This window comes from Acinetobacter sp. BZX-2 (assembly GCF_055179795.1).
The window spans coordinates 2,296,533-2,316,671 of record NZ_CM143686.1 but is presented as its reverse complement, the minus strand read 5'-3'; the positions used below and the strand labels follow the sequence as shown (position 1 = coordinate 2,316,671).

At 38.1% G+C, this 20,139-nt stretch carries 23 protein-coding genes; 16 read left to right on the top strand and 7 right to left on the bottom strand.

Annotated features, from left to right (window positions below; all coding sequences use genetic code 11):
• Window positions 1–134 precede the first annotated feature (134 nt).
• Together ACY45D_RS10960 and ACY45D_RS10955 are read left to right on the top strand one after the other, a co-directional pair.
• The gene (locus tag ACY45D_RS10960) at window positions 135–716 is read left to right on the top strand and encodes an NAD(P)H-dependent oxidoreductase (RefSeq protein WP_463106780.1); all 582 of its coding nucleotides are present in this window, start codon (window positions 135–137) and stop codon (window positions 714–716) included.
• Window positions 717–776: 60 nt separating this feature from the next.
• Complete coding sequence (locus ACY45D_RS10955) at window positions 777–1,097, top strand: putative quinol monooxygenase (RefSeq protein ID WP_463106779.1); 321 nt, start codon at window positions 777–779, stop codon at window positions 1,095–1,097.
• Window positions 1,098–1,166: 69 nt separating this feature from the next.
• Here ACY45D_RS10955 and ACY45D_RS10950 read toward each other — a convergent pair whose 3' ends face one another.
• The 6 genes from ACY45D_RS10950 to ACY45D_RS10925 form a co-directional block, all read right to left on the bottom strand.
• On the bottom strand, window positions 1,167–1,871 hold the full coding sequence (locus ACY45D_RS10950) for a hypothetical protein (protein WP_463106778.1): 705 nt from the start codon (window positions 1,869–1,871) through the stop codon (window positions 1,167–1,169).
• Between the two features lie 190 nt (window positions 1,872–2,061).
• The gene (locus ACY45D_RS10945) at window positions 2,062–2,847 is read right to left on the bottom strand and encodes a thiazole synthase (RefSeq protein ID WP_463106777.1); all 786 of its coding nucleotides are present in this window, start codon (window positions 2,845–2,847) and stop codon (window positions 2,062–2,064) included.
• 14 nt (window positions 2,848–2,861) lie between these two features.
• Window positions 2,862–3,059, bottom strand: coding sequence for a sulfur carrier protein ThiS (gene thiS / locus ACY45D_RS10940; protein ID WP_463106776.1), 198 nt, complete (start codon window positions 3,057–3,059; stop codon window positions 2,862–2,864).
• Window positions 3,060–3,104: 45 nt separating this feature from the next.
• Entirely contained in the window at window positions 3,105–3,470 is a 366-nt protein-coding gene (locus ACY45D_RS10935; RefSeq protein WP_463106775.1) for a DUF423 domain-containing protein, read from the bottom strand.
• Window positions 3,471–3,629: 159 nt separating this feature from the next.
• Window positions 3,630–4,499 carry an RNA polymerase sigma factor RpoH gene (gene rpoH / locus ACY45D_RS10930; protein ID WP_463106774.1) on the bottom strand — a complete coding sequence of 290 codons (870 nt, stop codon included), beginning with the start codon at window positions 4,497–4,499 and terminating at the stop codon, window positions 3,630–3,632.
• A gap of 138 nt (window positions 4,500–4,637) precedes the next feature.
• Complete coding sequence (locus ACY45D_RS10925) at window positions 4,638–4,877, bottom strand: sulfurtransferase TusA family protein (RefSeq protein WP_463106773.1); 240 nt, start codon at window positions 4,875–4,877, stop codon at window positions 4,638–4,640.
• A gap of 380 nt (window positions 4,878–5,257) precedes the next feature.
• Between ACY45D_RS10925 and ACY45D_RS10920 the strand changes: the two genes are divergently transcribed.
• Entirely contained in the window at window positions 5,258–5,470 is a 213-nt protein-coding gene (locus ACY45D_RS10920) for a cold-shock protein (protein ID WP_004822370.1), read from the top strand.
• A 106-nt stretch (window positions 5,471–5,576) separates the two neighbouring features.
• The gene (rhlB, locus tag ACY45D_RS10915; protein ID WP_463106772.1) at window positions 5,577–6,728 is read left to right on the top strand and encodes an ATP-dependent RNA helicase RhlB; all 1,152 of its coding nucleotides are present in this window, start codon (window positions 5,577–5,579) and stop codon (window positions 6,726–6,728) included.
• An 84-nt stretch (window positions 6,729–6,812) separates the two neighbouring features.
• Here the strand turns inward: rhlB and ACY45D_RS10910 are convergent, their stop codons facing one another.
• Window positions 6,813–7,193, bottom strand: coding sequence for a putative periplasmic lipoprotein (locus ACY45D_RS10910; RefSeq protein ID WP_089605524.1), 381 nt, complete (start codon window positions 7,191–7,193; stop codon window positions 6,813–6,815).
• A gap of 234 nt (window positions 7,194–7,427) precedes the next feature.
• Here ACY45D_RS10910 and ACY45D_RS10905 point away from each other — a divergent pair, with 234 nt between their 5' ends.
• From ACY45D_RS10905 to ACY45D_RS10850, 12 genes are all read left to right on the top strand, one after another.
• A complete protein-coding gene (locus tag ACY45D_RS10905) occupies window positions 7,428–8,003 on the top strand; it encodes a nitroreductase family protein (protein ID WP_463106771.1) in 576 nt (191 codons plus the stop codon).
• A 74-nt stretch (window positions 8,004–8,077) separates the two neighbouring features.
• Window positions 8,078–9,151 (top strand): NAD(P)H-dependent glycerol-3-phosphate dehydrogenase, encoded by a 1,074-nt coding sequence (locus ACY45D_RS10900; RefSeq protein ID WP_463106770.1) that lies wholly within the window; start codon window positions 8,078–8,080, stop codon window positions 9,149–9,151.
• Between the two features lie 93 nt (window positions 9,152–9,244).
• A complete protein-coding gene (locus tag ACY45D_RS10895; protein ID WP_463106769.1) occupies window positions 9,245–9,700 on the top strand; it encodes a SixA phosphatase family protein in 456 nt (151 codons plus the stop codon).
• A gap of 38 nt (window positions 9,701–9,738) precedes the next feature.
• A complete protein-coding gene (gspL, locus tag ACY45D_RS10890) occupies window positions 9,739–10,881 on the top strand; it encodes a type II secretion system protein GspL (RefSeq protein ID WP_463106768.1) in 1,143 nt (380 codons plus the stop codon).
• A complete protein-coding gene (gspM, locus tag ACY45D_RS10885; protein WP_463106767.1) occupies window positions 10,881–11,360 on the top strand; it encodes a type II secretion system protein GspM in 480 nt (159 codons plus the stop codon). Before gspL ends, gspM begins: the two co-directional genes overlap by 1 nt.
• A 90-nt stretch (window positions 11,361–11,450) precedes the next feature.
• A complete protein-coding gene (locus ACY45D_RS10880) occupies window positions 11,451–12,455 on the top strand; it encodes a quinone-dependent dihydroorotate dehydrogenase (protein ID WP_120383840.1) in 1,005 nt (334 codons plus the stop codon).
• Between the two features lie 4 nt (window positions 12,456–12,459).
• A complete protein-coding gene (locus ACY45D_RS10875) occupies window positions 12,460–13,053 on the top strand; it encodes a CvpA family protein (protein WP_463106766.1) in 594 nt (197 codons plus the stop codon).
• 24 nt (window positions 13,054–13,077) lie between these two features.
• Window positions 13,078–14,622 carry an amidophosphoribosyltransferase gene (gene purF / locus ACY45D_RS10870; protein ID WP_463106765.1) on the top strand — a complete coding sequence of 515 codons (1,545 nt, stop codon included), beginning with the start codon at window positions 13,078–13,080 and terminating at the stop codon, window positions 14,620–14,622.
• Between the two features lie 139 nt (window positions 14,623–14,761).
• Window positions 14,762–16,651 (top strand): M48 family metalloprotease, encoded by a 1,890-nt coding sequence (locus ACY45D_RS10865; RefSeq protein WP_463106764.1) that lies wholly within the window; start codon window positions 14,762–14,764, stop codon window positions 16,649–16,651.
• Between the two features lie 52 nt (window positions 16,652–16,703).
• On the top strand, window positions 16,704–17,504 hold the full coding sequence (locus ACY45D_RS10860; RefSeq protein WP_463106763.1) for a hypothetical protein: 801 nt from the start codon (window positions 16,704–16,706) through the stop codon (window positions 17,502–17,504).
• Window positions 17,505–17,557: 53 nt separating this feature from the next.
• Window positions 17,558–18,526 (top strand): 2-hydroxyacid dehydrogenase, encoded by a 969-nt coding sequence (locus tag ACY45D_RS10855; RefSeq protein ID WP_463106762.1) that lies wholly within the window; start codon window positions 17,558–17,560, stop codon window positions 18,524–18,526.
• Window positions 18,527–18,621: 95 nt separating this feature from the next.
• Entirely contained in the window at window positions 18,622–20,067 is a 1,446-nt protein-coding gene (locus tag ACY45D_RS10850; RefSeq protein ID WP_463106761.1) for a M48 family metalloprotease, read from the top strand.
• Window positions 20,068–20,139: the final 72 nt, after the last annotated feature.

Sequence of the window (20,139 nt, the reverse complement as noted above, 5' to 3'; positions counted from 1 at the left end):
TTTTAATTAAGATCGGCTCATAAAATCAAAACAATTATTGATTTTTAATCAACAATTATTTGCTTAAACTTGCATTTTTAACAATAAAAATAATCGCTATAGTTGCGTCATTGATAAATAGAGTTAGATTAAAAATGAGCAACATCCTGATTGTAAATGGCGCTAAAACCTTTGCACATTCAAATGGCGAATTAAATGATACTTTGGCTGTACTTGCTGAGTCGGTATTGTCTGATCTTGGTCACACCATTCAAGTAACACGTGCTGACAGTGATTACGATGCTCAAGAAGAAGTGCAAAAATACCTATGGGCCGATGTTGTAATTTACCAAATGCCAGGCTGGTGGATGGGTGCGCCTTGGACAGTCAAAAAATATATTGATGATGTTTTCACCGAAGGACATGGCAGTTTATATGCCAGTGATGGTCGTACACGCTCAGATGCTGAGAAAAAATACGGTTCAGGTGGTTTGATTCATGGCAAAAAATATATGTTGTCTTTGACATGGAATGCCCCGATGCAAGCCTTTGATGATCCAGAACAATTTTTCCATGGTGTAGGGGTGGATGGTGTTTATTTACCTTTTCACAAAGCTAACCAATTTTTAGGTATGCAAACTTTGGATACGTTTATCGCCAACGATGTGATTAAACAACCGAATGTGCCTTTTTATGAAGATCAATATCGTGATCACTTAATAAAGGTATTTTCTTAAACCATATTGGTTAAGCATTCTATTGTTATTTAATGATAAAAATCTAAATTGGAATATCCTATGTTAACGATTATCGCTGAAATCCGTGTGCATGAAGGACAGCAACATAAAACAAAAGTGATCCATGCTTTTGAAAAAATTACCCCCATTGTTTTGGTAGAACAAGGGTGTCATGGTTATGAATTGCTTGTAGACGCCAATCTTAATGTAGAGATGCAAGCTAAAGATGACAATGTCATTACTATGTTGGAATATTGGGAAAGTATGGAGCACTTAAATGCCCATATGCAAACAGCGCATATGCAGGCTTATCAAGCGGAAGTTAAAGATGATGTGGCAGATGTAAAGATACGCATTCTAGAAAAAGGTCTTTTTATTTAAAGCTCTTTATCTAATGGTTATGGATCATGTAGTGCGACGTTTTATATAGCCTCATTTGAGGCTATATTTTTATTTAAATTCAGAATATTCATTAAATTTTACTTGTTCTAAGCGAAGTGAGTAGGTTTTTTTAAGTTTACTCCATTTTACGTCAATGGGTTGATTACCTTCAGCAAATTCATTTCCACCCGAGGTGTTTTTAACTTTTCCTGTGAGAAAGTTAATACTTTGTTCGGTGATCGCACCTGAAGCACGGTGAAAATCATCACTATCATAGCCAATCAGTTTAAATGCTTGGTTTTGATATCGAAAAGTATAGCTATGGTTAGTGACATACCAAGAGCTACAACTTAGCCAATAGTGTAAATTGACTTTAAGCAGACCATTTTTAATTTCCAATGGATCATTCTCACCCAATGGGTCAGCCAAACAGGGCGACTCTATATCACCTTCACTAGGAAGTGATGTATTGGTTGCAATGAGCTGATAACCTTGACTATTTTTAAAGAGGATTAATAATTTTCGCTGATTGATATTGAGTTTAGAACTGCCTAAATTGTCATTGCTGACTATATTTTTCGGGTCAGTATCTTCAATGATTAAGGCTAAATCAGCGATATGGTCGTGATTTAAATCACCTTGTGCTTTTTCTAGAACTTTCCAGTTTTTGGGAATAAAGGATTGATAATCAGATTTGATATTAGAATCTGCCAAGACCAAACTTGAGCCAGTCGCTAAAATCGTGGAGAAAAGCAAATGCTTATAAATACTCATGGTTTCTCTCCTATATATTGAATACTAAAATGCTGATTAAATTCATCCCTATCAAAAGGGATATTTTTTAGAGTATCTTTTAAAGTCGATTTTAATGTTTTTCAGATAACTTTTGCAGGTGTTTCAATAAAATTCGCTATTTGAAAGGATTCCGAAGAATCCTTGGCATAGCATGTTTAGGTCATGGCAATTATTTAAAGAAATAACCTGTTTCAGGTGAGCTTGCATTTGCCATACGTTTACGTGGCATACGACCTGCTAAATAAGCTTCACGTCCAGCTTCAACCGCCTTTTTCATTGCAGATGCCATCAGCACTGGGTTTTGTGCAGCAGCAATTGCTGTATTCATTAATACTCCATCACAGCCCAATTCCATTGCAATAGCGGCGTCACTTGCAGTGCCTACACCTGCATCGACAAGTACAGGAACTTTGGCATTTTCTTTAATAATAGAAATGGTATGTGGGTTTAAAATACCTAAACCTGAACCAATTAAACTACCTAAAGGCATAATTGCAACACAGCCCATGCTTTCAAGCTCTTGTGCAACAATCGGGTCATCTGAGGTATAAACCATCACCTCAAAACCATCATCGATCAAAGTACGTGCCGCTGACAATGTCGCTGTTATATTTGGGTAAAGGGTTTTCTCATCTCCCAAAACTTCAAGTTTAACAAGGTTATGACCATCGAGTAGCTCACGTGCCAACATGCAAGTACGCACAGCGCTATTGGTATCAAAACAACCTGCGGTATTGGGTAATATTGTATATTTCTCAGGTGGAATGATCGAGAGTAAATTCGGTTGATCAGGATTTTGTCCAATATTGACTCGACGGATTGCCACTGTCACGATTTCAGCGCCACTGGCTTGAATCGCAGCATCAGTTTCTTGCATATCCTTATACTTGCCAGTTCCCACCAGTAAGCGTGATTGAAAGGTACGAGAACCAATAATGAGAGGGGAATCTTGCATGAGAGAGCTCCGAATTAGCCGCCACCGACAGCTTGGATAATTTCAATACGATCTTGTTCAGAAATATGGGTCTGTTCCAATTTGCCTTTGGAAATGATCATTTCATTCATTTCGACAGCAAATCGTTTACCTTCTAATGAAAGTTCTTGAATAAGTTGCAAAAGATTTTGGCAAGTGGTTTCTTTAGACTCGCCATTTAAGAAAATTTGCATATAAATTCCATTCAATAGAGCAAATGATAATGTTTTTAAAAATATTTACTTTGCGTATTTGAAAGCATTCCACGCTAACATTAACCAACCTGCGATCATCAAAGCACCACCTATCGGTGTGATTGCGCCTAAGCCACGTGGTAAACCTAATGCCATGATATAGAGAGAACCACAGAACAATACAATACCAACTTGAATCAGCCAAAAGCTGGTTTTAATTGGAAGCTGTGGAATCACTTTACTCAGTATAGCCAGAGCCAAAAGACCCAATGCATGATAGAAAAAATAGTCTGTTGCGGTTTGCCACCATGCCAATTGTGCTTCGGTTGCTCGTGTTTTTAAACCATGCGCACCAAATGCACCTAAGATGACTGCAACAGCTAAATTTAAGGCTGAAATTGCGATCCACATAAGCCAACCATCCGCATAAATTTGCGCATAACCTTAACACAATTTCGAAGCGGGATTAAAGGCAAAATCTATGAACAATAAAGATTTGGCAAAATTTAAAGCAAAATAAAAGGGCGTTTAGCCCTTTTATTTAATCTATATACAATTGCGATTGAAAATTTAGTTCGATGACATCGCTACTTTAATTTTATCCATGGCATTTTTTTCTAACTGACGAATCCGTTCTGCGGATACATTATATTCGGCAGCGAGTTCATGCAGTGTTGACTTATCATCATCCAACCAACGACGTTGTAAAATATTACGTGAACGGTCGTCTAGTTGTTCCATCGCATCATGCAGGGCAGAAGTACTTTGGTTTTCGTAGTCTTCTTCCTCAACCAAGCGAGCTGGATCATAGCGGTTATCTTCTAAATAAAGCGCTGGTGCAACATGGGTTGAGCCTTCATCGTCATCATCACCTTGCGCTTCAAAAGCAGCATCATAGGCAGTTAAACGACCTTCCATTTCTAAAACTTGTTCGGGAGTTACATTTAAATCATTGGCAATTGATTTTGCTTCTTCGAGCGTCAGTTTCTTACTTGATTTTTTAAGGCTACGTAAGTTAAAGAATAATTTACGCTGTGCTTTGGTGGTTGCGATTTTGACAATACGCCAGTTTCGAATCACATATTCGTGAATTTCAGCTTTAATCCAATGCACGGCAAAGGACACTAAACGTACCCCCATGTTTGGGTCAAAACGTTTAACGGCTTTCATTAATCCTAGGTTACCTTCTTGGATTAAATCCCCTTGAGGTAAACCATAACCTGCATAGCTGCGGGCGATATGAACTACAAAACGTAAGTGAGACATCACCAACATCTTTGCAGCATCTAAATCTTGATCATAAAAATAACGATCAGCTAACTCTTTTTCTTGTTCAGCTGTCAAAATTGGAATCTGATTTACAGTGCTAATATATGCACCAAGATTTACACCAGGTGCAGACAAGGACAGGGGCATCAATTGATTGCTGCTGTCACTCATGTGTTCTCCTTATAGGAATTACGTTCTAATACAGATGTATTCATCTTAATTCGAATATCATACATAAGTAAGGAAATTTGGGTATAGAAATGTAAAATTTTATGCAAATTTGCAAAATTAAATTTTAATTGAAAATAATTAAGATTCAATTAAGTAATGAAATTCTGTTGCAGATTGCTGAGTGAATTGACACGACAAGTGGTTGATTGTGCAATAACGGGTAATATCAATTTCACTATGTGGGTCAGATGACTTGAGTAAAAATACTTGATGTGGTTCAGCCGTCTTTAATGCACGTTTCAACATGAGCAAAGGCATGGGACAAGGTTTACCCATGCTATCTATTTCTATAGGTACTCTAGCTAAAGCATCCGTCATTTTTACTCTGAAAGCTGTCTTATTTATACAGTGCTCTAGTCTAGCAAAAATCGTAAAACTACCCAACAGATTTGTCATATTACTGATTAAATTAACCTAAAAATTTATGCGGGGTAAAAAATAAGCAGAAAATAGGGCATATTTATCTAAAAAAATTCTATTAATTGTCATAAACCCATGTTAAGCTCGTTGCGTATTTAGGATTTATCAGAAACAATTGTTGTTTTAGACCCTATTACAAATGGATGTAACCGGGATTTTGTTAATAGTTTTACAGAATGATTACAAGCTTTGAAATTACAAAATATTTTAAAACTTTGTTTGCTCTGCTGTTTGCAACACCGGGTGGTCCCTTTTTCTTAATAACTGAGGATTAACTTATGACAGCTCGTGAACAAGGCGTAGTTAAATGGTTCAACGACACTAAAGGCTTCGGCTTTATCCAACGCGCAGGCGGTGATGACGTATTCGTTCATTTCCGTGCTATTCAAGGTGACGGTCATCGTTCACTTCGTGACGGTCAACGCGTTGAATTCAGTGTTGTTCAAGGTCAAAAAGGTTTTCAAGCTGAAGAAGTTCAGCCTTTAGACTAATCTTAAATTTTTAAAATTTAAGTGGCGCTCCAATTTTTGATAAATTGGGGCGTTTTTTGTTTATAATGGTCGCAATTTAAAGTGCCTACAGTTAGAGCTCCTATTTATGTCATCAGGTTTCGAAACCCTTAATTTACATCCGCAACTTAAACAAGCGATTGATGCTTTAGGGTTTAAAGAAATGACCCCGATTCAGCAAAAAGTGTTGAAATATACTTTAGCTGGTCATGATGCGATTGGACGTGCCCAAACAGGCACGGGTAAGACTGCTGCATTTCTTGTGAGTATTATCAATGATTTACTCAATAATCCAATAAAAGAACAACGGTTCCGTGGTGAACCACGTGCCCTGATTCTCGCGCCAACACGTGAGCTTGCTATTCAAATTGAAAATGATGCTAAAGATTTAGTGAAATATAGCAATTTGAATGTTGTGACACTGGTTGGTGGTGTAGATTTCGACAAACAGAAGAAACAACTCAATCAGAATTTCGTCGATATTATGGTTGCAACACCAGGTCGTTTAATTGATTTTACTGAACAAAAAGAAGTTTGGTTGGATCAAATTGAATTTTTGGTGATTGATGAGGCCGATCGTTTACTGGATATGGGCTTTATTCCATCGGTAAAGCGTATCGTGCGTTTTTCTCCACGCAAGGAACAACGCCAAACTTTAATGTTCTCTGCAACATTTAGTTATGATGTTTTAAATCTTGCACAGCAGTGGTTATTTGAACCTGTTACGGTTGAAATTGAACCTGAGAAGAAAACCAATGCTGACGTAGAGCAACGTGTCTATGTGGTTGAGAAGAAAGATAAGTATAAGTTATTGCGTCAGATTTTAGCGGATGAACCGATTGAAAAGGTTATGATTTTCGCAAATCGTCGTGACCAAGTACGTAAATTATATGATCATTTAAAAGCAGATGGTTATAAAGTGGTTATGCTTTCAGGTGAAATTGCACAAGATAAGCGTTTGAAAATGTTAGATCAATTTAAAAATGGTCAGCATAATATTATGATTGCAACCGATGTTGCTGGTCGTGGGATTCATGTAGATGGTGTGTCGCATGTCGTGAATTTCACTTTACCTGAACAATCAGATGATTATGTACATCGTATTGGTCGTACAGGTCGTGCGGGTACCCAAGGGGTAAGTATTAGCTTCTTATCTGAGGATGATGCTTTCTATTTACCAGAAATTGAAAAGGCGATTGGTCAAAAGCTGCCTTTAACTCGCTTGGATGGTTATTGTTAAATCGTACATGATCCAAATGGTTTTAAAAAATCCCCTTTAAAAAGGGGATTTTATTTTTAAGACTAGACAGACAAATTCAAAAAGTTAATTTGCTTTGCAGCTAAAGGTGAGTGTGGTTTGGTAGTCGGTATCTTTTTCTATACCATTACTTTTACCCATCACTGAGCCTAATACACCTGCTGCTGCAGTAATCATTTTGCCAGTTTCTTCATCAACCACACCTTTTAAGGCACCGTTATATTCAGTTTTCTCATTGTTTACAACAGGTGTTGCTTTTTTGCCACAGGTTTTATTGGCAGCAACAATCGCATTATTTTTAGCAATAATTTGAGTCTTACCCAAACCAGTCACTTCATATTGATTATCTGCTTTTTGGATTGCTAAAGTTTGGGTTGGATTTGAGGCGCAAGCCGTTAAAAACAATGCTGTTGTAGATAAGGCTAGAATTGCTGTTAATTTTTTCATATTCATTCTCAAACTCAAGTAAAAACGCCATTAAAAGAAATAGCTTAAGTTGTTATTGGAACATATACATTCAGCTAAATATTGAAAATCATGTATAAAATTTGCTTTTTTATATTGTTTCAATGTGAAAAAACAAGCGAGTAGCCCAAGTAAAGCTTAGCTGAGATAGCGTAATGATTTTAGATTATGCTAATCTTGTGGATGAATAAAATGGAATGGGTAATAGAAAGGTCAATGTCAGATTCGAACTTTAAAGCAGTGCATGACAATATCCATCAACGCCAATCGATTGGACAATTAATTGAACCTGCACCCACACATGAGCAACTCAATATTGCATTTAAGGCGGCTTTGGTTGCACCTGATCATCATCGGCTTAAACCAACGCAATTTATTGTGATTGAAGGCGAGCAACGAGTCGCTTTTGGTGAGCTTTTGACAAATGCTGTTGCTGATTTAGGTGAATTGGATGCTGCACAAATTGATCGTGTGAAAAACCATCCTTTCAGAGCGCCGTTGTTAGTCCTTGCTGTCACTAAATTCCAAGATCATCCAAAAGTTCCGTTTTTTGAGCAAACTTTAAGTTCTGGTGCTGCAATTGAAAACTTTTTACTGTCGCTACAGGCTCAAGGTTTTTCAACCATGTGGCGTAGTGGGGCTGTGGTGGAATCTAAATTATTAAAATCAGCATTTGGGCTGGCTGAGCGAGATCTGATTTCTGGAATTATTTACGTCGGTACAGCAGCTAAGGAAATCGCACCACGTTCTGAAATTGATATAAAACAGTATGTTGAATTTTGGCGTGTATAAATAAGCACGCGCTATACGTTGAAAGTAATATTTTAAAAAGCTTTTTAAAAAATTGAATCCTTGGGATAACAATAATGTCAGATTTACAATTTAAAGATTTAGTTGAGCCTATCGCAGTTGATCAAAAAACGGCGTTAAGAGTGACTGTTCTCGGTGGTGGCAGTTTCGGGACAGCAATGGCAAATACAGCTGTACGAAATGGCTGCGATACCATGATTTGGATTCGTGATGAAGCGATTGCTGCTGAAATCAACACAACGCATGTCAATAAGCGCTATTTACCTGATTTTCAGTTAGAAACGGGCTTGCGTGCTGAATCTAATTTAGAAAAAGCGGTCTGTGACCGTGATATTATTTTTGTGGCGATTCCGAGTCATTCATTTCGAGATGTTTTACGCCAAATTAAACCGTTTATTACGGCTCAAGCTGTGATTTCTTTGACCAAAGGAATCGAGGCAAATTCATTCAGTTTTATGAGTGATATTATTCATGAAGAATTACCAGAAGTCCCATACGGGGTGCTTTCTGGGCCGAATTTAGCCAAAGAGATTGTTGCGGGTCAGCCAGCTGGAACAGTGATTGCAAGTGAGTCTGAATTGGTTCGTTATGCAGTGCAACAAGCTTTACATAGTGCGTTATTCCGTGTTTTTGCAAGTGATGATGTGCATGGTGTTGAGTTGGGTGGGGCATTGAAAAATATTTATGCCGTCGCAATGGGGATGGCAGCAGCTTATAAAGTTGGTGAAAATACCAAAAGTATGATTTTAACGCGTGCTTTGGCTGAAATGAGCCGCTTTGCAGTAAAATTAGGGGCAAATCCGTTGACCTTTTTAGGTCTATCAGGTGTGGGGGATTTGTTCGCAACGTGTAATAGTCCGTTGAGTCGTAATTATCAAGTGGGTTTCGCTTTGGGTTCTGGGAAAACATTGGAACAAGCGACAACTGAACTTGGACAGACCGCAGAAGGGATCAATACCATTGTGCAGGTGAATGCACGTGCGAAAGAACTTGATGTGTATATGCCTATTACGATGGCATTGTATGAAGTGATTTTTGAAGGCGCTCCACCATTGAATATTGCTGTGTCTTTAATGAAAAATGGGCATCGTAGTGATGTAGAGTTTGTATTGCCACATAATGAAGTGTGAGTCGTATAAAAAGCAGACAGTATTCTGAATGATAACGGTGGATTTGTCATAAAGCATCGTTATAATCAGGGCAATATAAAATAGGGAAATCTTATGCAACTGAGCTTAGTGCGTCATGGTGAAGCAGCACCGCCAATCAATGGTGTGGACAGTAAACGTCCTTTGACGGAACGAGGGCATTTACAAGCACAGCAAACAGCTGAGTTTATTAAAAATAATGTTCAGCCTGATGTGTTTGTGGTGAGTACTTTGCTGAGAGCACAAGAAACTTTGGCACATATACAAAAGTATTTTGCAGATGTTCCTGTGTTGATCTGTGACAAAATAAAACCTGAAGATGATGCGAAACTTGCGATTGAGTGGTTGTCACAACTCCCATTTGAAAGTATTGTGGTGGTGTGTCATATGAATGTTGTTGCGCATATTGCAGAGCAATTAACACACGAACATTTTCATCCTTTTGCCTTGGCAGAAGCACGATTGTATGAACAAAGCGTGATTGCTCATGGGCTTTCAACGCAAACCAAAGCCTTTATTCCAACTGTATAAAAGCATAAACAAAATAAATGAACGGCAGAATACGATAGATGTTGTACTTATGGATGCCTGAGGCCAATGGGGTTTGGCAGTGGTCTAGAGGGGATGATTGGACTAAATCTTCGAGTCTGGAACAATTAATTCAAGATATTAAACTTTACCAAGGCGAAGAAGCGGTTGTTTTCTTTCCGAGCCGTGAAGTGCAAATTCTTCAGCAGAAATTTAATAAAACCCAATATAAACAGTTGGGTGCAGATGGTATTAAATATTTATTAGAAGAATATGTGATTTTACCAATTGACCAGATGAAGGTTTTTTCACATTTTCAACAACCTGATCAGGTTTCTGTGCTTGGGATTAATCAATATACGGTAACGACGATGCAGCATTCACTGTCGTTGATCCCCGTTAAAATTGTGTCATTATTGCCCGATTTTTTAATTTTGCCAGTGCCAGAAGTTGGGCAAAGTATTTTAGCCAATATCAATGGTCAATTGCTGATTCGTGAAAATGAATTTTTGGGTAATTCAATTGATGATTTAGGTTTATATCTTGATTTTGCAGAGCAGAATAAGACTTATAAATACAGTGAATTAACCAATGAACAAGCCATGAGTCTATTTGCTGTAGCGACAACGGATCATCGTGAAGCATTTAATTATCAGTTTGTTGAAATTAAAAAGCCAAAACAGCATCCTTATAATGTACTTCCTAAAGCCAAGCAGGAAAGTGCGGGCGTTTCACGTTATTGGCAGGCATGTGCAATATTATTGGTAGCACTGATTGTGACGCAGCTCAGTTATGATGCACTACGTTGGTTTAAACTGAAAAAAGTAGCCGATCAAACGGCTTTAATCGCGGTTGACCAATATAAAAAATGGTTTCCAAATGAACAGCGAATCACGGAAGAATCTGTTGAGCGTCAGTTTAAAAACAAATTAGCACTGAGTCAGGCTGCAAATACTCAGGCTTTACAATTGCTTAATCGTGTCGGTCCAATTTTGATGCAGCATCAAATTATTGCTAATCGTGTGAATTATGACAATGCGATCTTGAATATGGATTTGCTTGCAAAATCTTCAGATGCCCTACAAGTTTTGGTTAAACAGCTGAATGAACAAGGCTTTAAAGCTGAATTGGGGAGTGTGCAAACTCAAGGTTCAAGTGTAGTCGGTTTGGTGAAAATACAATAATGAAGACAATGGAAAATGTACAAAATCGCTTAGATATGTGGTCTGAAAAAATTTCTGATCATTTAGATAAAATGTCTCCGCGTGAAAAAGTAATGGTGATTTTTACCACAGTTTTTGTCATCGTTGTGGCTGTGGGTTCTGCTTTGTGGTTTATGCACAAGGCTGCGGAGAAACAACAAGTTCGCTTAAATGAAATGAAAGATCTTGTGGTATGGATGCAGAGTAATGTTGTTACTATGAAGCCTACAGATGATTTGGCTCTGACCACATCGGACAAAATACAAAGAGTCGCACAGCAGCAGGGGCTTTCTGTTGCATCGCAACAGCTTGGTGAGCAATTGCAAATTGTAGCTCAACATCAGAATTATGCAGTTTTAGCTAACTTTTTAACCCAACTTGCGCAAATGGGTGTCAGTGTTGAAAAACTCGAGTTGCTGAAAGAAGGTGCTCAGATTAAATTAACAGCGACAGTACAATAAGCATTGAAAATAAACCTGCTTCAAGCATAGCCTTTTCAAGTTACTGTGCCTATAATGTGGCAACTTAAAAAGCAGTAGACTTTTATAGATATGTTGTATTCACTTGCCCGCCCGTTGTTATTTTCTTTAGCACCTGAGCGTGCACATGAACTCACCTTATCCATGCTTAAATCTGCCCATAAAATGGGTGCGATACGCCAACCTGTTATTGCAAAACCAGTCACCTGTATGGGGATCGAGTTTCCAAATCCTGTTGGATTGGCAGCGGGTTTGGATAAAAATGGTGCATATATCGATGCCTTAGCTGCATTGGGTTTTGGTTTTATCGAAATCGGTACAATTACACCAAAACCGCAAGAGGGCAATCCTAAACCTAGACTTTTCCGTATTCCTCAAGCAAAAGCCATTATTAACCGTATGGGGTTTAATAATGATGGTGTAGATCAATTGGTTGAGAATGTTAAAGCATCTAAATTTAAAGGCATTCTTGGCATCAATATCGGAAAAAATGCGACCACAGCAGTTGAGGATGCAGTTTCTGATTATTTAATCTGCTTAGAAAAAGTATATAATTACGCTTCTTATATCACAGTGAATATCTCTTCACCGAATACCAAAAATTTACGCTCCTTACAAAGCGGTCATGCATTAACTGAATTGCTCGAAACATTAAAGAAACGCCAACTGGAGCTTGCTGAAGAACATCAGCATTATGTGCCATTGGTGTTAAAAGTTGCTCCTGATCTTGAGCAATCTGATATTCAATTTATTGCATCTCAGCTTATACAGTTTAAAATTGATGGTCTAATCGTTACCAATACAACGTTGTCCCGTGAGGGTGTTGAAGGCCTAGCCTTTGGTGATGAGGCTGGTGGTTTGTCAGGTGCGCCAGTCTTTGAGAAAAGTACAGCGTGTTTGGCTGAGTTTTCAAAACAGTTAAAAGGTGAAGTGCCACTCATCGGCGTAGGTGGAATTCTAGCGGGTGAACAAGCTGTTGCAAAACAGCAAGCAGGCGCAACTTTAGTTCAGATTTATAGTGGTATGATCTATACAGGTCCTACTTTAATTCAAGATTGTGTAAATGCTATGACATAAAAACATGAACACCTTAGACATTATCTTACTGATTATCTTGCTCATTGGAGGGCTAAACGGTTTGCGACAAGGATTCGTGAAAGCCTTTGCGAACTTGATAGGATGGATATTTGCACTGATTGTTGGTGCCAAATATGCAAATATCATTGCGCCTTCCATGTCTGCGCTCAGTCAAGATCCTGTAGTGCAGAAAATTGCAGCATTTGCATTTATTGTCTTGGTGATTATTGTTCTAACATGGGTTGTAACAGCATTACTCAACTCAATTTTGAAAACGTTAAAACTTGGCCCAGTCAATCGTTTAGCAGGAAGTGCGTTAGGCACCTTGAAAGGTTTGTTTATCGTCCTCATAACAATGCAAGGAATCGGGCCTTGGGTTGAAAGCTCTCCAACGTGGAAGCAATCCAAAGTTATCCAAAGTTTATTGCCATTTGCGCCTTTAGCATCTGAAATTTCTAAAGATGCAGCCAATGAAGCATTGCATCATATACATTCAGAAGATCGTCCTGATGATACTTCTGTGAGTGATTCTGATTCATCATCAAATTTAGAAAATGATGACAAATCAGCGCATTCAACAAAGAATCCGTTTTATTAGTCCTAGCTGGTCTGCGAGGTAGTTATGTGTGGAGTTGTTGGTATAGCCGGTAAAGCACCTGTGAACCAAATGTTATTTGATGCTTTAACGATGTTACAACATCGTGGGCAGGATGCAGCTGGGATCGTAACTTGCCATAATGGGCGGCTGTTTTTGAGAAAAGACAACGGTATGGTACGTGATGTATTCCATACTCGCCATATGCGTGCTTTGTTAGGTAATTATGGTATTGGCCATGTGCGTTATCCTACTGCGGGATCTTCAAGTAGTGCTGAAGCACAACCATTTTATGTAAACTCTCCTTATGGGATTACGCTAGCACATAATGGTAACTTGACCAATGCTGCTGATATTCATGATGATTTATTCAAAACTGACTTACGTCATATGAATACTGATTCAGACTCAGAAGTGTTATTGAATGTTTTTGCACATGAGTTGCAAAAATCTGCATCATTAACCCCTACACCAGAAGACATTTTCCATACGGTAAAACGTGTTCATGAGCGTTGCAAGGGTGCTTATGGTGTGGTTGCCATGATTACTGGCCATGGTTTAGTGGGTTTCCGTGATCCGAATGGTATTCGTCCACTCATTTACGGTTCACGTTTAACGGAAAATGGTGAGAAAGAATACGTTATTGCTTCTGAATCTGTTGCAATCACGGCTTTAGGTTTTAAGGTTGAACGTGATATTGCACCAGGTGAAGCGGTATTTATCGATGCCAAAGGCAATTTCTTTTCGCAACAATGCGCTGAAAATCCTCGTTACCGTCCATGTATTTTTGAATACGTTTATTTTGCACGTCCAGATGCAACCATTGACGGGATATCTGTATACAAAGCACGCTTGAAAATGGGCGAAACTTTGGCACATAAAATTCTACGTGAATGGGGTGAGCAGCATGACATTGATGTTGTAATTCCAATTCCAGACACCAGTCGTACCTCAGCTTTAGAGTTGGCAAATATTCTCGGCGTTAAATTCCGTGAAGGCTTTATGAAGAACCGTTATATCGGTCGTACCTTCATCATGCCAGGTCAGCAGCAACGTAAAAAATCAGTACGTCAAAAGTTAAACCCTGTAGAGTTAGAGTTTAAAGGTAAAAATGTTTTACTGGTGGATGACTCCATTGTACGTGGTACAACCTGTAATGAAATCATTCAAATGGCACGTGATGCAGGTGCAAAAAAAGTGTATTTTGCTTCAGCTGCGCCAATGGTGAAATATCCAAACGTTTATGGTATTGATATGCCTGCGAAAGCAGAGTTGATTGCATCGCATCGTACTGTAGATGAAATCCAAGAAATTATCGGTGCAGACCGTTTAATTTTCCAAGATTTGGATGATCTTATTGCTGCGGTACGCACCAAGAAAATCCCTGAAGTACAGGATTTTGATTGTTCTGTATTTGATGGTATTTATGTGACAGGTGATATTGATGAGCAATATTTAACAGACCTTGAACAAAGCCGAAGTGATACTGCGAAAAAGCAAAAAGATGGCTATATTGATGTCAATATCGATGCCGCATCTGTTGATTTAAGTGGTATTAAAGAAGAGATGTAAGTATTTAAATTCAATGCTGTGCTTAAAGTATGTTTAGTACATGCTTTAAGCGGTTTGAATAAAAAGCACATTGAGAAAAGTAGGTATTTCCTGCTTTTTTCATTTATGATTGTTTAGCAATGTAATGAGGAAATTTACATTGAAAGATGTCAATCATTATTTGATTAAAAATAAGAACATATTATGGACTGCAAGCATTTGCTTACTGGCGGTCATTTTGGCGATTTTTATACTCAATACCGTTTTGGGTTTATTGATTAACTATTTCAAACCTGAACAATCTATCTTTTGGCATAATTTAAGCCCTTTTTTTGTTGGGTTATTATTGATTGTGATTGGGTGGTCAATCGCTTATGAATTTTACGTGTTTCGTTCAGGTGGGCATTCTCTAGCAAAGCAGTTAAGAGCACGACGTTTAAGTCAAATTGAAAGTACGCCAGAAGAAAGCGTGGCATTAAAATTAGCAGATAAATTGGCAAAAACTTTTGAAATTGAACCGCCTACACTTTATGTTCTTCCTGATGAGGTGGGGGTTAATGCGCTTACAGCGGGTTTCCACCCTCGTGATACGGTTATTATCTTGACTTGGGGGGCATTGCAAAATTTAGATGAACTAGAACTCTACGGATTATTGGGACATGAGTTTAATCAAATTTTGTCTGGTGAGGCCAAAGAAAACACACGGTTGAAAATTTTATATAGTGGTTTAACCACCTTTAGTCAGTTGGGAAGTAAGATTGCCAAGCAGGGTTATAATCGTTATTCCAATCGTACACAGCATAAGTTTGAAACCAGTTTTGTTGCTGTTGGTGGTGTAATTTGGTTAATCGGAAGTATGGGAATATTGGTTAATCGTTTAACTAAATATTTTATTCTCGGTGGGCGTACTTTTTATAATGATTATAAAACCAAAAAGTTGCTGCTCAATAATGCCAATGTGCAAACTTTATTGCGTATTTACGTACACCATGCGGGTTCACAAATCCACAGTGAATATTCGGAAGCGATTGCGCATATGTGTTTTGCGAATTCTTTAAGTCCACAAAGTTGGTTGAATATTCATCCGAGTATTGAAGATCGGATTTATGAGTTAAACCCGACATTACTGCAAGATTTACAACTGGAAAATTTAAAGAAGTTACGAAATCAGCCTTTATTTAGTTTATTGCGACCTTTAGAGGAGTCGAGTGGTGAGGTGTATAACCCATGGGTTTCTCCGCAACCTTTGCCACTATTGCGTTTATCGCCAATTAGTTTTGCATTAAATGATGCGATCAAGCCATTAAATCCTGAAGTACGTCGGCAAATTGAACGTCCCGATTTAATTCAAAGAGCGATGCAGACGGCAACAGGCTCTCGAGAAGTTATGGTGGCGATTTTAATGATTCGTCAATATCGTGAATTTATTCCATCTAATGCCGAAGTGAGTCGTGCGATTGTCGATTCATTATTAAATATAGATGGTCGGTTTCATATTCAAATTTTCCATGATGCTTGTGAAAATCTAGGTAATATGCCTGCAACGAGTGCGAGGCAGTTTGTGACTAAGCTTGCCAAGATTATTCAAGAAGATGGGGAAATTGGGCTACTCGATGCCTTGCTCATTGAACGTGTGAAATCAGAGCTGCAGTTGTTGCCGATGCATACCCCTTCATCACTAGAAACGGTGAAACCACAAATTGTACGTTTAATTGACGCCTTATTGCACGTCCAGCAAATCAACAGTGCAAATCAACTTGAAGTGCGTTATCAAATTCTTGAGCGGGTATTATCAAAGACAGAACTGGAGTTGTTTGAAGAAATTTCTGATGAACCTATAGATTTAGGGGAAATTTTGAATGATATTGCAGGGCTTTTATTGCGTGATCGTTTAAGTATCTTAGGTGTAGCAGAAATTTGTTTGTGGAATGATCGTATTATTACCCAAGATGAATTGGATGTTTTAGAGTTGTTGTATTGGCGGCTTGGTTTTACGACAGCTGAAATTGTAGATCAAATGCATAAGAAAAATAGCGTGATGATTATGTGATTGGTTCATTCCTCCGCATCTATGCATAAATTTAAAGCATTTGGCTATTTTCTTGTCAGAAGCTCAGCAAAATGATGAAAAGATCGTTAAAATAGTGGTTGAAATCGAATATATTGAATCCGTGATGAGTGTGAATTTGCAAGAACATCAGCGCAGTTTAATGGCTGCAATGGGAATTGATCTGTGGATCCCACGGTCTGATGTGCAAACACGTCTATATCAAAATAATATGTATCGTGATATTGGTTTTCATGAGACAGCTTCGTTGGAGCAAACCAGTGTTGTTGAGTTTGATTTATCTCATATTCAGAAAAATCAACCAATTCAACCATCTACCAAACAAGATTCAATTCATACCGATAAAACCAGCATAATACAACAAGCTGAAGTTTCTTTATTAAAGAATAATATTCAAGTCACACAACAGAATGAGACTTCCACTACAGCACAAATTTCTAAAAGAATTGATGATCAAATAGAGCCTTCGGTTCAATTAGAGCCATTCGAAATACAAGCGTTTTGTATTGCAAGCTGTGTGATTTTAGTGAATTGTACCCAACTCACAGCAGACCAACTTAAACTTTGGTTGAATATTCAACATGCGATTGTTGGGCAATATTATGAATTGAAGTGGCCATTTCCAATGTTACAACTGCAAGATGGAAAAGGTGCAAATATTTATATTCAAGGTTTTATTGATGCATTGAAAAATGAACGTCAAGTGATAAGCCTTGGGCAACTTCCACATGTAAAAGTTACTGATATTATTCAACTAGCAAGTTTACAAGAGATGATAGATCAACCCATTTTAAAACGCCGCTTATGGCAATTTATGCAAAATAGAGTGAATTAGGGATTTAGGACGCTATTAAGAAGTCAGTGTTTTAAAAGCAATAGAGAAGGGATATGCGTAAAAAAGTTATTGTATTTAGTCAATTTGATCAAGACATTCAAGCACGTTTAGAGTCCCGTTATCAAGTGGTGGTATTGAATCCTAAGGCGGGTGATATTAACCAACAGATTCGTCAAGAAGTTGTCGATGCCGATGCCATGATTGGTGCAGGACGTTTATTGAATGAATCAAATCTTGAGCCTGCACAAAAACTTAAAATCATTTCATCTGTCAGTGTTGGCTATGATAATTATGATCTGCAATATTTAAATCAGAAAAAAATTTGGTTATCCAACACGCCTCATGTGCTAACAGAATCGACAGCGGATTTAGCATTTACATTGTTAATGAGTGCTGCGAGAAAAGTACCATCTTTAGATCAATGGGCTAAACAGGGTGAGTGGAAGCGTACTGTTGGAAGTGCTCAGTTTGGTCAGGATATTTTTGGTAAAACCTTAGGCATTATTGGTTTAGGAAATATTGGTGCAGCGATTGCTCGGCGTGGTTTTTATGGCTTTAATATGAATATTATTTACCATAACCGCCGTGAAAAATTAGAAGCAGCACAACCACTAAACGCGCAATATAAAAGCTTAGAAGAATTGTTACAACAGTCTGATTTTGTTGTTGTTGCTGTAGATTTAAATCATGATTCTCAGGCTTTAATGGGTGCAAAAGAATTTGCGCTCATGCAAAAACATGCCGTATTTATCAATATTGCACGGGGTTCGGTTGTAGATGAGCAAGCATTGATTGAAGCGTTACAACAAAAGCAAATTTTTGCAGTAGGCTTAGATGTTTATCAACGAGAACCACTGCAAGAATCTCCATTATTTCAACTCGATAATGTCGTGACTTTGCCGCATATTGGTTCAGCCACAGCTGAAACGAGAAAGAAAATGGCTGAATTGGCTTATCAAAATTTGGTGGATGCTTTGGAAGATCGTACACCACGATATTTGGTCAATTCAAATTTTAATTGATGCTGAGTTTTGGTTAAAACAAGATAACACTTCATTGCAAATTTGTTCTAAATTCAATGTTATATTCGATATGTTAGCCATGATTGAGCATTCCTTTGAATAAGACTTTATTGAGCCTATGCCTTTGTCTAAGCAGTTCGTTAAGCTTAGCCGATGAATTTTCCTTTAGTTCAAGCACTTCACAACAAGCTGAAGTGCCTGAAATTGGAAGTGGTATAGGTTTTATTGACCAACAAAAAGAAAAAATGATTGGTGAAAAAGTTTATCGTCAAGTTCAACATCAGTTGCCAATTTTGCAAGATCCGTGGCTAGAAGATCAATTTATGATGGTTTTCTCTAGGATATTAAGTCAAACCCAGCTTGGGGAGCCAATTGGTTTGGTTATAGTCAAAGATCAACAAATCAATGCATTTGCAGTACCTGGTGGTTTATTTGCGTTAAATACAGGTATGGTGACATCTTCTAAAACAATGGATGAAGTTGCAGGTGTGATGGGGCATGAGATTGCTCATGTTACACAACGTCATTACAGTCGTTCACAAGAGGATTTTAAAGGGCAAAGCTTGCTTGCATTGGCGGGTATTATTGCTGGGGCGGTCATTGCTTCAAAGGCAGATGGTGATGTGGGTGGAGCAGTCATGATGGGAACACAAGCTGCATTGATGGGGAAGCAACTGAGCTATAGCCGTAACCAAGAGCGTGAAGCTGATCGAATTGGTATGCAATTTATGTATGGTGCAGGCTATAACCCTGAAAGTATGGCAGATTTTTTTGAAACCATGCATCGTTCCACCAGCCGTTTAAGTTTTTTACCTGACTTTTGGTTAACGCATCCACTGACTACAGAACGTATGAGTGAGGCGAGATTACGTGCTAATCAACTCCCTCGAGTGCCGTATAGTCATGATCAGCAAGAGTTTGAAACCATCAAATGGTATACCGCTGTGGTATCAGATCAAACCAATGAGCGAGAGTTACAGGTTTTAGCACAGAGAAATTATTTTGCTGGAATACTGGCATTAAGTGAGTTTTATTTAAAACAGGGCGATTATACCAATGCTCAAATTCAGCTTAATTTAGCCAAAAAGATCAATTCGGAACATACTTTAACGACATTGATACAAACTGATATTTATTTAGGTCAGAATAAAGTCAATGAGGCATATCAAACCATCATATCTAAACAAAGAGTAACACCAGAAAATCGTGCGCTCAGCTATAAATTGGCTGACGTGTATATTCGCCAAAATAAACCTAAAGAAGCAGAGCAACTGGTGAGTCGCTTTATTCATAAAAATGATCGGGATATCAGTGGGTGGCAATTGTTACAGCAAGCTGCCAATTTAGATAAAACCAATCCAATGCGAACGGTGAATGTATTGCGTAATCGAGCTGAAGTTCAATATTGGACAGGGGATGAAGAAAATGCAATTAAGTCTTTATTGCATGCGCAACGGTTGGCCAAAGAGAACAATGCGATGAGTGCTAAGATAGATGTGCGATTAAAAACGATGCAACAAGAACGTCGGTTAAAAATCTAAGGCTCTTTATCTGTAATATTGACCAATTAAACAAATTTAACTGTTTATTTTGAAATTAAAAAGTTAAAATTT